15 protein-coding genes are annotated in these 13,297 nt (G+C 72.4%); 7 read left to right on the forward strand and 8 right to left on the reverse strand.

All coding sequences use genetic code 11. The features are described from left to right. The first annotated feature begins 14 nt into the window (after window positions 1-14). From ectB to thpD, 3 genes are read left to right on the forward strand one after another with little or no spacing between them, the layout of a single operon-like run. Window positions 15-1,286 (forward strand): diaminobutyrate--2-oxoglutarate transaminase, encoded by a 1,272-nt coding sequence (gene ectB / locus DEJ49_RS07635; protein ID WP_150183416.1) that lies wholly within the window; start codon window positions 15-17, stop codon window positions 1,284-1,286. Window positions 1,287-1,338: 52 nt separating this feature from the next. Next, window positions 1,339-1,743, forward strand: coding sequence for an ectoine synthase (locus tag DEJ49_RS07640; protein WP_150166377.1), 405 nt, complete (start codon window positions 1,339-1,341; stop codon window positions 1,741-1,743). A gap of 51 nt (window positions 1,744-1,794) precedes the next feature. Beyond that, window positions 1,795-2,694 (forward strand): ectoine hydroxylase, encoded by a 900-nt coding sequence (gene thpD / locus DEJ49_RS07645; protein WP_150183417.1) that lies wholly within the window; start codon window positions 1,795-1,797, stop codon window positions 2,692-2,694. Between the two features lie 72 nt (window positions 2,695-2,766). Here thpD and DEJ49_RS07650 read toward each other — a convergent pair whose 3' ends face one another. Further along, a complete protein-coding gene (locus tag DEJ49_RS07650) occupies window positions 2,767-3,834 on the reverse strand; it encodes an alkene reductase (protein WP_150183418.1) in 1,068 nt (355 codons plus the stop codon). 147 nt (window positions 3,835-3,981) lie between these two features. Between DEJ49_RS07650 and DEJ49_RS07655 the strand changes: the two genes are divergently transcribed. Continuing rightward, entirely contained in the window at window positions 3,982-4,503 is a 522-nt protein-coding gene (locus DEJ49_RS07655) for a MarR family winged helix-turn-helix transcriptional regulator (RefSeq protein WP_150183419.1), read from the forward strand. 80 nt (window positions 4,504-4,583) lie between these two features. Here the strand turns inward: DEJ49_RS07655 and DEJ49_RS07660 are convergent, their stop codons facing one another. The 5 genes from DEJ49_RS07660 to DEJ49_RS07680 all read right to left on the reverse strand — a co-directional run bounded on the left by DEJ49_RS07660 (window position 4,584) and on the right by DEJ49_RS07680 (window position 8,583). Then, the gene (locus DEJ49_RS07660; RefSeq protein WP_150183420.1) at window positions 4,584-5,624 is read right to left on the reverse strand and encodes a maleylpyruvate isomerase family mycothiol-dependent enzyme; all 1,041 of its coding nucleotides are present in this window, start codon (window positions 5,622-5,624) and stop codon (window positions 4,584-4,586) included. Then, window positions 5,621-6,259 (reverse strand): sigma-70 family RNA polymerase sigma factor, encoded by a 639-nt coding sequence (locus tag DEJ49_RS07665; RefSeq protein WP_411757143.1) that lies wholly within the window; start codon window positions 6,257-6,259, stop codon window positions 5,621-5,623. The genes DEJ49_RS07660 and DEJ49_RS07665 overlap by 4 nt, the downstream gene beginning before the upstream one ends. A gap of 67 nt (window positions 6,260-6,326) precedes the next feature. Then, window positions 6,327-7,382: an aminotransferase class V-fold PLP-dependent enzyme gene (locus tag DEJ49_RS07670; RefSeq protein WP_150183422.1), complete on the reverse strand. Its 1,056-nt coding sequence runs from the start codon at window positions 7,380-7,382 to the stop codon at window positions 6,327-6,329. A 22-nt stretch (window positions 7,383-7,404) separates the two neighbouring features. Then, window positions 7,405-8,121 (reverse strand): DsbA family oxidoreductase, encoded by a 717-nt coding sequence (locus DEJ49_RS07675; protein ID WP_150183423.1) that lies wholly within the window; start codon window positions 8,119-8,121, stop codon window positions 7,405-7,407. Window positions 8,122-8,217: 96 nt separating this feature from the next. Continuing rightward, window positions 8,218-8,583, reverse strand: coding sequence for a winged helix-turn-helix transcriptional regulator (locus tag DEJ49_RS07680; protein ID WP_150183424.1), 366 nt, complete (start codon window positions 8,581-8,583; stop codon window positions 8,218-8,220). Between the two features lie 63 nt (window positions 8,584-8,646). Between DEJ49_RS07680 and DEJ49_RS07685 the strand changes: the two genes are divergently transcribed. Then, window positions 8,647-9,870, forward strand: coding sequence for a Gfo/Idh/MocA family protein (locus DEJ49_RS07685; RefSeq protein ID WP_150183425.1), 1,224 nt, complete (start codon window positions 8,647-8,649; stop codon window positions 9,868-9,870). Here DEJ49_RS07685 and DEJ49_RS07690 read toward each other — a convergent pair. Both DEJ49_RS07690 and DEJ49_RS07695 read right to left on the reverse strand, forming a co-directional pair. Beyond that, a complete protein-coding gene (locus DEJ49_RS07690) occupies window positions 9,773-10,381 on the reverse strand; it encodes a DUF1349 domain-containing protein (RefSeq protein ID WP_150183426.1) in 609 nt (202 codons plus the stop codon). The two genes, DEJ49_RS07685 and DEJ49_RS07690, sit on opposite strands and share 98 nt — an antisense overlap. Before the next feature lie 4 nt (window positions 10,382-10,385). Beyond that, window positions 10,386-11,918, reverse strand: coding sequence for an aldehyde dehydrogenase (NADP(+)) (locus DEJ49_RS07695; RefSeq protein WP_150183427.1), 1,533 nt, complete (start codon window positions 11,916-11,918; stop codon window positions 10,386-10,388). A 124-nt stretch (window positions 11,919-12,042) separates the two neighbouring features. On the opposite strand from DEJ49_RS07695, the gene DEJ49_RS07700 reads away from it, so the two are divergent. Together DEJ49_RS07700 and DEJ49_RS07705 are read left to right on the forward strand one after the other, a co-directional pair. After that, a complete protein-coding gene (locus tag DEJ49_RS07700; RefSeq protein WP_150183428.1) occupies window positions 12,043-12,816 on the forward strand; it encodes an IclR family transcriptional regulator in 774 nt (257 codons plus the stop codon). Between the two features lie 3 nt (window positions 12,817-12,819). Further along, window positions 12,820-13,296 (forward strand): GNAT family N-acetyltransferase, encoded by a 477-nt coding sequence (locus DEJ49_RS07705; RefSeq protein WP_150183429.1) that lies wholly within the window; start codon window positions 12,820-12,822, stop codon window positions 13,294-13,296. Window position 13,297 lies beyond the last annotated feature (1 nt).

Consider the following 13,297-nt stretch of genomic DNA (forward strand, 5'->3'; position numbering starts at 1 on the left):
CCAGGAGATCTGCTGTGACCATCACCCAGCCCGACCTGAGCGTCTTCGAGACCCTGGAGTCGGAGGTGCGCAGCTACTGCCGCGGTTGGCCTACGGTCTTCGACCGCGCGCAGGGCAGCCGCATGTACGACGAGGACGGCCACGAGTACCTCGACTTCTTCGCCGGAGCCGGATCGCTCAATTACGGCCACAACAACCCGGTCCTGAAACGCGCTCTCATCGACTACATCGAGCGCGACGGCGTCACGCACGGCCTCGACATGTCGACGACCGCGAAGCGCGCCTTCCTGGAGACCTTCCAGAACGTCATCCTGCGCCCGCGCGACCTGCCGTACAAGGTCATGTTCCCGGGCCCGACGGGCACCAACGCCGTGGAGTCGGCGCTGAAGCTGGCCCGCAAGGTCAAGGGCCGCGAGTCGATCGTGTCGTTCACGAACGCCTTCCACGGCATGTCGCTCGGCTCGCTCGCGGTGACCGGCAACGCCTTCAAGCGCGCCGGCGCCGGCATCCCGCTGGTGCACGGCACCCCGATGCCGTTCGACAACTACCTCGACGGCCGGACCCCCGACTTCATCTGGTTCGAGCGCCTCCTGGAGGACTCCGGCTCGGGCCTGAACACCCCCGCCGCCGTGATCGTCGAGACGGTGCAGGGAGAGGGCGGCATCAACGTCGCCCGCGCCGAGTGGCTGCGCAAGCTCGCCGACGTGTGCGAGCGCTGGGACATGCTCCTGATCGTCGACGACATCCAGATGGGCTGCGGCCGCACCGGCGCGTTCTTCTCCTTCGAGGAGGCGGGCATCACGCCGGACATCGTGACGGTGTCGAAGTCCATCAGCGGCTACGGCCTGCCCATGTCGCTCTGCCTGTTCAAGCCGGAGCTCGACGTGTGGGAGCCGGGCGAGCACAACGGCACGTTCCGCGGCAACAACCCCGCGTTCGTGACGGCCGCCGCCGCCCTGGAGACGTACTGGACCGACGGCCCGGCGATGGAGAAGCAGACCCGCGCCCGCGGCGAGCAGATCGAGCAGGCGCTGACCTCGATCGTCGACGAGAACCGCGCGGCCATCAAGGAGTGGCGCGGCCGCGGCATGGTCTGGGGCGTGGAGTTCCACGACAAGGACCGCGCGGGAGCCGTGGCCAAGCGGGCCTTCGAACTGGGCCTGCTCATCGAGACCTCCGGCCCCGAGAGCGAGGTCGTCAAGCTCCTTCCGGCGCTGACGATCACGCCCGACGAGCTGGACGAGGGGCTGCGCACGCTGGCCCGCGCGGTCCGCGAGACCGCCTGAGCGAGCGCCCTACCGAGCCCCGGCACCGTAAGAGAAAAGGAACCAACTCACCGTGATCGTCCGTTCGTTCAAGGACATTGAAGGCACCGACCGGCATGTGAAGGCCGCTTCGGGCACCTGGGAGAGCAAGCGCATCGTCCTCGCCAAGGAGCGGGTGGGCTTCTCCGTCCACGAGACCATCCTGTACGCGGGCACGGAGACGTCGATGTGGTACGCGAACCACATCGAGGCCGTCGTCTGCACCAAGGGTGAGGCGGAGCTGACCGACGACACGACCGGCGAGAAGTACACGATCACGCCGGGCACCATGTACCTGCTCGACGGGCACGAGAAGCACACGATGCGGATCAAGGAGGACTTCCACTGCATCTGTGTCTTCAACCCGCCCGTCACGGGTCGTGAGGACCACGACGAGAACGGCGTGTACCCGCTGCTCACGGAGCCGGAAGCGGACTGACACCACCTACATCCCGAACAGGGCCGTACGAGAGGAGAGGCAGGCAACACCATGACCACCGCACCCGAACGCACCAGTGACCTGTACCCGACCCGAGGCACCGAAGAGGTGCTGATCGAGCGCAAGGACCCCGTCGTGTGGTCCGAGCCGGGTGCAGCGGGGCCGATCACGGCCGGGGATCTGGCCGGGTTCGAGCGGGACGGTTTCCTGGCGATCGACCAGTTGATCACCCCGGACGAAGTGGGCGTCTACCACGCCGAGCTGGAGCGTCTCATCAACGATCCGGCGATGCGCGAGAACGAGCGCTCCATCGTCGAGCCGCGCTCCCAGGAGATCCGGTCGATCTTCGAGGTGCACAAGATCAGTGAGGTCTTCGCCAGGCTGGCGGCGGACCCGCGGGTCGTCGGCAGGGCGCGGCAGATCCTCGGCTCGGACGTGTACGTCCACCAGTCGCGGATCAACGTGAAGCCGGGCTTCGGTGCCTCCGGGTTCTACTGGCACTCGGACTTCGAGACCTGGCACGCGGAGGACGGCCTGCCGAACATGCGGACCGTCTCGGTGTCCATCGCGCTGACGAAGAACTACGACACCAACGGTGGTCTCATGATCATGCCGGGGTCGCACAAGACGTTCCTCGGCTGTGCGGGCGCCACGCCGAAGGACAACTACAAGCGGTCGCTGCAGATGCAGGACGCGGGCATCCCGTCGGACGAGACGCTCACGCACCTCGCGTCCGACTACGGCATCCGCCTGTTCACGGGCGAGGCCGGTTCGGCGACGTGGTTCGACTGCAACGCCATGCACGGCTCGGGGGACAACATCACCCCGTACCCGCGCAGCAACGTCTTCATCGTGTTCAACAGCGTGGAGAACACGGCGGTGGAGCCGTTTGCGGCGCCGGTGCGCAGGCCCGAGTACATCGGGGCGCGGGACTTCACCCCGGTGAAGTGACGCGGTAGGTGAGCGAGTCCGGCCCGGTTCCCCTTCTCGGGGGCCGGGCCGTTCGCCGTTCCGCCTTCCGGACTACCGCGGCAGGGAGGCGTAGTCCGTGTAGCCCTTCTCGGTGCCGCCGTAGTAGGTGGCGCGGTCCGGGGTGTTGTACGGGCCGCCGGCCTTCAGGCGGGCCGGAAGGTCCGGGTTGGCGAGGAACAGGGCGCCGAACGTGATGATGTCCGCGGTGCCGTCCTCGACGAGGGCGAGCGCGTCGGGGCCGGTGGGGCCCTCGCTGTGCGGGTTCAGGACGAGCGTGCCGCCGAAGTCCTGCCGCAGCCGTGCGGTGAGCTCGCGGACGCCTTCGACCTCCATGATGTGCAGGTACGCGAGGTCGAGCGGGGCCAGCTCCTTGGCGAGAGCGGTGTACACGGGCTCGGGGTCGGGCTCGGAGATGCCGTTGGCGGTGTTGCCGGGCGAGATGCGCAGGGCGGTGCGGGAGGCGCCTATCTCCTCGGCCACGGCGGTGGTGACCTCGACGGCGAACCGGATGAGGTTCTCGGGCGAGCCGCCCCACGCGTCGGTGCGGTGGTTGGCGCCGGGGGCGAGGAACTGGTGGATCAGGTAGCCGTTGGCGCCATGCAGCTCCACGCCATCGAAGCCCGCGTCGATCGCGTTGCGGGCGGCGGTCGCGAAGTCGGCGATGGTGGCGCGGATCTCGGCGTCGGTGAGCTCGTGCGGGGTGACGAAGTCCTTGAGGCCCTCGGCGGTGTAGACCTGCCCTTCGGCCGCGATCGGTGAGGGGGCGACGTTGATCAGTCCGTCGGGCAGGAGGACGGGGTGGCCGACGCGGCCCGCGTGCATGAGCTGGGCGAAGATCGTGCCCCCGGCGGCGTGCACGGCGTCGGTGACCTTGCGCCAGGCAGCGATCTGCTCGGCGCTGTGCAGGCCCGGGGTGTCCGGATATCCCTGGCCGACCACGGAAGGCTGGATGCCCTCGGTGACGATGAGGCCCGCGGAGGCGCGCTGGACGTAGTACTCGGCGGTCAGATCGGTGGCGACACCGCCCTCACCGGCGCGGCTCCGGGTCATGGGGGCCATGGCGATGCGGTTGCGGAGCGGGGTGCCGGACAGGTCGATCGGGTCGAACGCGGTGGTCATCAGAACTCCCGGGCTGAGGTACGACAGAAATATGTGGTCGGCCAATCATTCGCGCCGAGAGCACTGTAACCCATTTCTTGGCCGACCAAGGTAATCTTTCGGCAGACGTCTCACGATCGACGAATCGACGACACACAGGAGCGCGCGATGAGGGCCGACACCGTCCAGGCACCCCCGGCCGACCCCGTCTGTAGGCCCGGCGCGTCCGGTGTCGCCGCCGCGGGACCCGTCAGTCTCGCCGTCAGCCGGGTCGCCCGGCTGCACCGCATCGCCGCGGGCAAGCTGCTGAAGGGCCTCGGCCTCTACCCCGGCCAGGAGTTCGTGATGATGCACCTGTGGGAGGCGGGCGCGGTCCGGCAGTCGGAGCTGATCAAGGCGGTCGAGCTCGACCCCTCGACGGTCACGAAGATGCTGCAGCGCCTGGAACAGGCGGGCCACGTGCGCCGCCGCCCCGACCCGGCCGACCGCCGCGCGGTCCTGGTCGAGGCGAGCGCGGCGAGCTGCGGCCTGCTCGCGCAGGTGGAACAGGCGTGGGGCGACCTGGAGGGCCACACGCTGGCGGGCCTGGACGAGGCGGAACGCGCGGACCTGGCGCGGCTCCTCGCGAAAGTGGAGACGAACCTGTGCAAGGAGACGGAGGACTGCCCGGAGCGCAAGGGCCGGGACTGAGAGCGTGTGGGCGTCCTGAAGGCGTCAGGGCTTCCGCGCTGCTTCCCGCCGCTTCCGCGCTGCCTCCCGCCGCTTCCGCGCTACAGCCAGGACAGCGATGCCGCCCGCGTCAGGACGTTCTCGGCCGCCGCCTCGTCGCCCGACGTGCCGCGCGGGACCTCGTCCGGGGTGCGGCGGCCGCCGATCAACAGGCAGAAGTCGACCGGGTCGAGGACCAGCTGCGCCCGCACCGGATCGTCCCCGCTGCCCAGGATCCACTCCGTCTCGCCGCCTTCGCCGGAGACCGTCAGGGCGACGGGCGGGGCCTTGGGGCCGAGCGCGGGGCCGAGGATGCGGACGGCGAAGCGGACCAGCTGCCACAGGTGCGGGGCGGGCGGCGGGGGGACGGGCAGGTCGAGGGCGGTGCCGATGTCGCGGGCGTGCACCCACGCCTCGAAGGCGCGGGCCAGGAAGTGGTCGGCGACGGGCAGCCGGCCGCCCGCGAGCAGCACAGTGCGGGCGGCGAGTTCGGGGTCGTGGGCGGCACGGGACGAGAGCAGCCCGGCGGCCTGGTTGCGCCACGTGGCGACGGTCTGTGCGGGCGTGCGGGCCCGTTCGCGGAGGATCACCTCGCGGGTGCGCGCCGCCCACTCGACGCGCCACGGGGGCGGCGGCCCGGACGGGGCCGGGGGCGGCGCCGGGACCCGCCCGTTCCTGTCCACGTGCCGGGCCAGCGGCTCGTCCGCGGCGATCAGATGCGCGACCGTGTCGTGCACGTCCCATGCGTGGACGACGGGCGTCCCCCACGCCCCGTGCTCGTCCAGCTCGCCGAGGAGCGCCTTGAGCCCGGCCACCGCGGCGGCGTAGGGCGCGGCGTGCGGGGCGGTGCGCAGGGCGGGGGCGCGGCTGCGCAGGGCGAGGGAGAGCCCGTGCGTGCCGGGGGCCGTGTCCGGGTCCGGCGGCGGGCCGGGCGCGGCGGGGCCGTCCAGGTGCCGCACGGTGGCCCGCAGCCGTGCCGCCTCGGCCGCGCAGTGCTCGCACTCCCCCAGGTGTCGTGCGACGGTGGTCTCGTCGCCCGGCATGAGGGCGTCGAGGGCCCAGGCGCCGAGGAGTTCGCGTACCGCGTCGTGGGGGGTGGTCATGGGTGCTCACCTCGCAGGGGTGGGTCCGCGAGGGTCTCGGCCAGGGTGCGCAGGGCCGTTCGCAGGCGGGTCTTCGCGGTGCCTTCGGGGATGCCGAGCTCGACGGCGGCCTGCCGGTAGGTGCGCCCTGCGAAGTAGGCGAGGTGCACCACCTGTTGCTGGGGCAGCGGGAGGCGGGCGAGGGCGGAGTGCAGGAGCAGGGAGCGCTCCTGTTCCAGGATCGCCTCGTCCGGGGAGGGGCCGGGTGCCGGGACGGTCCGCAGGGACGTCTCGTCGGCGTGGGTGGCCTTGCGGTGGCGTTCCTCGCCGCGGACCCAGTCCACGGCGCGCCGGTGGGCGAGCATCGACAGCCAGCCGCGCAGGCTGCCGCGGCGCGCGTCGAACGTGTAGGGCCTGGTCCACAAGTGGGCGAAGACCTCCTGGGTGACGTCCTCGGCGGCGGTGCGGTTGCGGGTGACGCGGGTGGCGACGCGGTGGACGAGCACGCCGTACGCGGCGTAGGCGTCGGCGAGCGCCGCCTCCTCGCCGTAGACGAGCCGTCGGTGCAGCTCGGCGTCGACGGGCGCCCTCGCCGCGCCGGACGGCAGGTCCGACGTGCCCGGCCTCTCGGCGGACGGCTCCACCGGCACCACCACCTCGTGCGGCCCGCGCGGCCGCGTAGCACTGCCAAGCCTGGCGCCCCGCGGCCCGCCGCGCCAGGCTTCAGCCCGACAGCACGTCGAGGAGACGGTCCACATCCGCCTCGGTGTTGTACAGGTGGAACGCGGACCTCAGGTGTCCCGCCCGTGCCGACGTCAGAATGCCCGCACGGGTCAACTCCGGTGCGCGGTCGGCGAGTCCGGGCACGGAGACGATGGGCGAGGTGCCGGGCACGGGGGTGTGGCCGAGGGTGGCGAGTCCCGCGCGGAAACGGGCGGCGAGCGCCGTGTCGTGGGCGTGTATCGCGTCGACGCCGGTCTCCTCGACGAGGGCGAGGGACGCGGCGGCCCCGTGGTAGGCGAGGAAGGCGACGGGTTCGTCGAACCGGCGGGCGTCGGGGGCGAGTTCGGCGAGCGGGCCGTACGTGGAGTCCGAGGTGTCGGCCGCGGCCAGCAGGCCCGCGTGCAGCGGGACGAGGGTTTCCTGGGCGTCCTCGCGCACGGTCAGGAAGGACACGCCGCGCGGGCACAGCAGCCACTTGAAGGCGCCGGTGAGGGTGTAGTCGTACGCGTCGGCGGCCAGCGGCAGCCAGCCCACGGCCTGCGTCGCGTCGAGGAGGGTGCGCGCCCCGTGGACGGCGGCCGCGGCGCGGACGGCGGGCAGGTCGGCGGTGCGGCCGTCGGCGGACTGGACGGCGGAGAAGGAGACGAGCGCGGTCGTGGGCCGGACCGCCGCGGCGAGCTCCGCCAGCGGCGCGTACCGCACCTTGAGGTCGCCGCGCAGCACGAAGGGGTTGATGATGGAGGCGAAGTCCCCCTCGGGCACGAGGACTTCGGCGCCCGGCGGCAGGGAAGCGGCGATCAGCCCGGCATGCACGGCGACGGATCCGCCGACCGCCACGCGCCCCTCGGCCACGCCGACGACGCGGGCGAAGGCGGCCCGTGCCGCGTCGACCGTCTCGGAGTCACCGGAGCCGCCCGGCCGCCCCGCACCGTTCTCCACGGCGAGCGTGCGGATCGCGTCGACGGCGCGACGCGGCAGCAGCCCGCAAGCGGCGGTGTTCAGATAGGTCGAGGTGGGAGCGAATTCCGTACCGGCGTTGATCCCCATGGTGTTCATGGGGATCAACTTATGCGGCGTGTCAGGCCTGCGGAACCGCGCACCCGTCGGGCCCGCACGCGTCGCCGCCGTCGGCCGACGCGAGGGTGGTGAGCGGCGCGCGCTCGCCCCACGCCTGCTCCAGGGCCTGCGTGAAGACCTCGGCGGGCTGGGCGCCGGAGATGCCGTACTTGCGGTCGAGGACGAAGAACGGCACGCCGTTCGCGCCCAGCTCGGCGGCCTCGCGCTCGTCCGCGCGGACTTCGTCGGCGTACCGGTCGGGGTCGGCGAGAACGGCCCGCACCTCGGCCTCCTCCAGACCCGCCTCGACGGCGAGCTCGACGACGCGCGTGTCGTCCGCGAAGACGGACCGCTCCTCGGCGAAGTTCGCGCGGTAGAGCAGCCCGATCAGCTCGTGCTGCCTGCCCTGCTCCTTGGCGAGGTGCAGCAGGCGGTGCATGTCGAAGGTGTTGCCGTGGTCGCGGCCCTCGGTGCGGTAGTCGAGGCCCTCGGCGGCCGCGTTCTCCCCGAGCCGCCGCTCGCCCTCGCGGGCCTGCTCCTCGCTCATGCCGTACTTCTGCATCAGCATCGGCAGGACGAGCCCGGTGTCGCCCTTGGCGCGCCCCGGGTCCAGCTCGAAGGAGCGGTGCACGACCTCGACGCCGTCACGGTGCGGGAAGGCGGCGAGCGCCTTCTCGAAGCGGGCCTTGCCCACGTAGCACCAGGGGCAGGCGATGTCGCTCCAGATCTCGACGCGCATGTGTGTGGCTCTCTTCAGGTCGTACGTCAGGTCGGCGCGGAGGTGGCCCCCGCTCCTGCCGTCAACGTACGGGCAAAGCACCGCATTCCCCCGGCCTCACCGGGCCGCCGTGAAGCTCCCCGCGTTCGCCCTGATCCAGGTGCGCAGGTGGGCGAGGGGTTCCAGGGCGCCGCGGCCGAGGTCGGTCAGCGCGTACTCGACGCGGGGCGGCACCTCGGCGTGGACCGTGCGGGTCACGAGGCCGTGGTCCTCCAGGCGGCGCAGGGTCTGGGTGAGCACCTTCGGGCTGACGCCCTCCAGCTTGCGGCGGAGCTCGCCGAAGCGGCGCGGCCCGTCCTCCAGGGCGGTGATGGCGAGGCCGGTCCACTTGTTGACGAGCAGCTCGAAGATCGCGCGGCCCGGGCAGAGCAGGCCGTAGATGTCGTGCGGGGCGGAGCGGTCTTCAGGGGTCTGACCAGTCATGGTTTCCAAAATATAGTTGGGTCCCTTGCGGGTGATCAGGGGGTGGCTCCTACCGTGCCGGGCATGAACTCCTTCCCCGCTCCCGTCCGTGTCGGTCTCGTCGGCCTCTCCGCCCGCGGCGGCTGGGCGCCGCACTCCCACGTCCCCGCGCTGGCCCTGCTCGACGGGTACGAGCTGCGCGCGCTGTCCGCGTCGAGCGATGCCTCGGCGCGGGCCGCGGGCGCCCGGTACGGGGTGCCGCTGGCCTTCGGCTCGACCGCGGAGCTCGTCCGCAGCGACGAGGTGGATCTCGTCGTGGTGAGCGTGCGGGTGCCGCTGCACCGCGAGGTGGTCCTCGGCGCGCTGGACGCGGGCAAGGCGGTGCTCTGCGAGTGGCCGCTCGGCAACGGCCTCGCCGAGGCGGAGGAGCTCGCGGGGGCCGCGGCGCGGGCGGGGGTGCGGACGTTCGTGGGGCTGCAGGCCCGCTCGGCGCCGGCGGTGCGGTTCGTGCGCGACCTCGTCGAGGAGGGGTACGTCGGGGAGGTCCTGTCGACGAGTCTCGTGGCGTCGGGACGGCGCTGGGGGCCCGTCTTCGAACCGTCCGGGGAGTACCTCCTGGACCGGCGGAACGGCGGGACCATGCTGACCATCCCCTTCGGCCACACCATCGACGCCGTCTCGATGGTGCTCGGCGAGTTCACCGAGGTCTCCGCGACCCTCGCGACCCGGCGCCCCGTGGTGCACGAGGAGGGCACGGGCCGCCCGGCCGCGATGACCGTCGACGACCAGATCGCGGTGAGCGGGCGGCTCGCCTCGGGTGCCGTCGCCTCGGTGCACTTCCGGGCCGGGCTCTCGCGGGGCACGGACTTCCACTGGGAGATCAACGGCACGGAAGGCGACCTCGTGGTCACGGGCGACTCGGGTCATCTGCAGCAGGCGTCCCTGACGGTGCGGGGCGGACGCGGCACGGACACGGGCGTCTCCGAACTCCCGGTGCCCGCGCGCTGCTTCGACGTTCCCGCGATCGATGAGCTGCGGGGACTGCCCGCGTACAACGTGGGGGCGCAGTACGCGCAGGTCCTCGCCGACCTCACCGAAGGCACCGCGCACGCACCGGACTTCGCGCACGCGGCGCGGCGCCAGCGCCTCCTCGACGCGATCGAGCACTCGGCCGCGACCGGCACCCGCGTCCGACTCCAGGGTTCCGGGCCTACGAGCCGTCCCGCAGCCCCTTCGGCCAGTTCGGGCGGAACTCGATGTGGTCGTACGTCACCGCGCAGCCCTCCCCCACCGGCGACTGCGCCATGAAACCGACCAGGGCGGCGCCCGCCGCCTCCTCGTCGCCGAGGGAGAAGATCCGCACGAACGTCCAGCGCTCGCCGTCCGTCGACGCGTGGAACGCGAACGCCGACCCCGTACGGCTGATGCGCAGCCAGGCGCTGCTGCCGTCCACGACGAACGCGTTGGCGTCGTCGGAGTGGCCGCGGGTGACGACCGTGCAGATCGTGGGCTCGTCCGGGGAGCGCTCCAGGCAGAGCTTGGCCCACTCGCGCTCCCCCACGTGCAGGTACAGCACGCCCGCGTCGAAGGCGGCGGCGAAGCCGACCGTGACGCGGGCGATCAGCTGGAAGTCGCCCTCGGGGGCGCCGAGGAGGCGCGGCGCGTCGGACGCGGGCTCCACGACGGCGCCCGTCGGGGGCACGAAGCGGTCCTGGCGGGGGCCCGCCCGGCCGGTGAGGACGCCGTCCTCGTGGGACCAGTCGCCGTCGGGGCCGTAGGTGCGCAGCGGGAAGGGCAGTTCGGGGATCGTGACGTCCATGGGCTCAGTGTTGCAGGCGCCCGTCGTAACGCCGGGGCAGTCCCAGCGGGTTGGCGTCGCGCAGCTCCGGCGGGAGCAGCGGCTCGGGGGTGTTCTGGTACGCGACCGGGCGCAGCCACCGTTCGACGGCCGTGCCGCCCACGCTCGTCGAGGTCGACGTGGTGGCGGGGTAGGGGCCGCCGTGGTGCTGGGCGGGGGCGACGGCGACGCCGGTCGGCCAGCCGTCGACGAGGACGCGTCCGGCGAGCGGGGTGAGCTCGGCGAGCAGCTCGGCGCCGCGGCCGCTCTCCCCCGCCGCCTCGTCCGAGGACAGCTGCACGGTGGCGGTGAGGTTGCCGGGCAGGCGGGAGAGGACGGCGGTGATCTCCGCGTCGTCGGCGTAGCGCGCGACGACGGTGACCGGGCCGAAGCACTCCTCCAGGAGCAGGTCGTGCGCCCCTTCGGCGGCGAGGCGCGCGGCAGGGACGGTGAGGAAGCCCGCGCTGACGGTGTGCTCGCCGCCCGCGCCGGGGGTGACCGGCGCGTCCACGTCGGGCAGTGCGGCGCGCTCGCGCACCCCGGCGACGAAGTTGTCCCGCATCCGGTGGTCGAGGAGCACCCCCGACTCGGTGTTGCTGACCGCGTCGGTCAGGGACTTGACGAGCCGGTCGCCGCCCGCGCCCTCGGGGGCGAGGACCAGACCGGGCTTGACGCAGAACTGGCCGACGCCGAGCGTCATGGAGCCCGCGAGTCCGGTGCCGATCTGCTCGCCGCGCTCGGCGGCCGCGGCCTCGGTGACGACGACGGGGTTGAGGGAGCCGAGCTCGCCGTGGAAGGGGATCGGCACGGGCCGTGCGGCGGCCGCGTCGAAGAGGGCGCGCCCGCCGCGGATGGAGCCGGTGAAGCCGGCTCCTGCGACCAGCGGGTGCCGGACGAGTTCGACGCCCGCGTCGAAGCCGTGCACGAGGCCGAGGACGCCTTCGGGGATGCCGTGCCGGACGGCGGCCCTGCGCAGCACGGAGGCGACCAGCTCGGAGGTGCCGGGGTGGTCGGGGTGGGCCTTGACCACGACGGGGCAGCCCGCGGCGAGGGCGCTCGCGGTGTCGCCGCCGGGCACGGAGAAGGCGAACGGGAAGTTGGAGGCGGAGTAGACCGCGACGACGCCGAGGGGGATCTTGTAGCGGCGCAGGTCGGGGATGGGCGGGGTCGCCGAGGCGTCGGGGTGGTCGATGACGATGCCGAGGAACGCGCCCTCGTCGACGATGTCCGCGAAGGCGCGCAACTGGTAGCAGGTGCGGGCGAGTTCGCCGGTGAGCCGGACGGGGCCGAGTGCGGTCTCCGCGTCCGCGGCCTCGACGAGGTGGTCCTTCGCTTCTTCGAGGAGGTCCGCCGCGGTGCGCAGGAAGGCGGCGCGGACCGTGCGGTCGGCGAGGGCGGACGCGGCGTCGGCGGCGGCGCGGACCGCGACGTCGACCTCTTCGGCTGTGGCCTCCACCGCAACCTGCTCGCGCTGCTTCCCGGTTCGGGGGTCGACACTCCAGACTGGTGCTGCTGCCACCGCGGATTCCCTTTCCAGAGGTATGCCACTCACCAGGGCTGTTCGATATGCTGAACGCTGTCCTCGCTGGTGAATGGCGGAGACTTCGGAGACTATTTCTCGGCGTTCAAAGGGGTCAAGGGCGATGTCGGCTGGCGAGACCGGAGGCGGCGCGCAGGTCAAGTCCGCGGTGCGGACGGTGGAATTGCTCGAGTACTTCGCGGGCCGTCCCGGAATGCACTCCCTGGCCGCGGTCCAGGAGGCCGTCGGCTACCCCAAGTCGAGCCTCTACATGCTGCTGCGCACCCTGGTGGAGCTCGGCTGGGTGGAGACGGACGCGACCGGCACGCGGTACGGCATCGGGGTGCGGGCGCTGCTCGTCGGCACGTCGTACATCGACGGCGACGAGGTCGTGGCCGCCGCCCGCCCGACCCTCGACCGGCTCTCCGACGACACCACGGAGACCATCCACCTCGCGCGGCTCGACGGCACCAACGTCGTCTACCTCGCCACCCGCCAGTCGCAGCACTACCTGCGCCCCTTCACGCGCGTCGGCCGCCGCCTGCCCGCGCACTCCACGTCGCTCGGCAAGGCGCTGCTCGCCACGTACACCGACGAGCAGGTCCGCAAGATGCTCCCCGAGACGCTGCCCGCGCTCACCGAGCACACCATCACCGACCGCGAGAAGCTCATCGATGAGCTGCGCGCGGTCCGCGAGCAGGGCTTCGCGGTGGACCGCGAGGAGAACACGCTCGGCCTGCGCTGCTTCGGCGTGGCCATCCCCTACCGCACGCCCGCGCGCGACGCGATCAGCTGCTCGGTGCCGGTGGCGCGGCTCACGCCCGCGCACGAACAGATGGTGAAGGACGCGCTCTTCGACGCGCGCGACCGGCTGTCACTGGCTACTCGTAGGCTCTGACGCATGGATGTCAGCCTGCGCGAAGTCCACGACAGCGATCTGCCCGTCTTCTTCCGGCAGATGAACGACCCCGAGGCGACCCACATGGCCGCGTTCACCCCGGAGGACCCGGCCGATCACGACGCCTTCGAGGCGCACTGGACGAAGATGCGGGCCTCCGCCGACATCGCCATCCGCACGGTCCTCGCGGACGGGGACGTGGTGGGGAACGCGGGGGTGTACGGGGCGCCGGGCGAGCGGGAGGTCACGTACTGGATCGACCGCGCGTACTGGGGCCGCGGCCTGGCCACGGCGGCCCTGCGCGGCCTCCTGGAACTGGAGCCGGACCGCCCGCTCTACGCCCGCGCGGCGGCGGACAACGCGGCGTCGATAAGGGTCCTGGAAAAGTGCGGCTTCGAGATCTCCGCGCAGGACCGCGGGTACGCCCCGGCCCGCGGAACGGAGATCGACGAGGTCGTCCTCGTCCTGCGCGGCGGCTGAG

The sequence above is a fragment of the Streptomyces venezuelae genome (assembly GCF_008642335.1).
Lineage (GTDB): Bacteria > Actinomycetota > Actinomycetes > Streptomycetales > Streptomycetaceae > Streptomyces > Streptomyces venezuelae_F.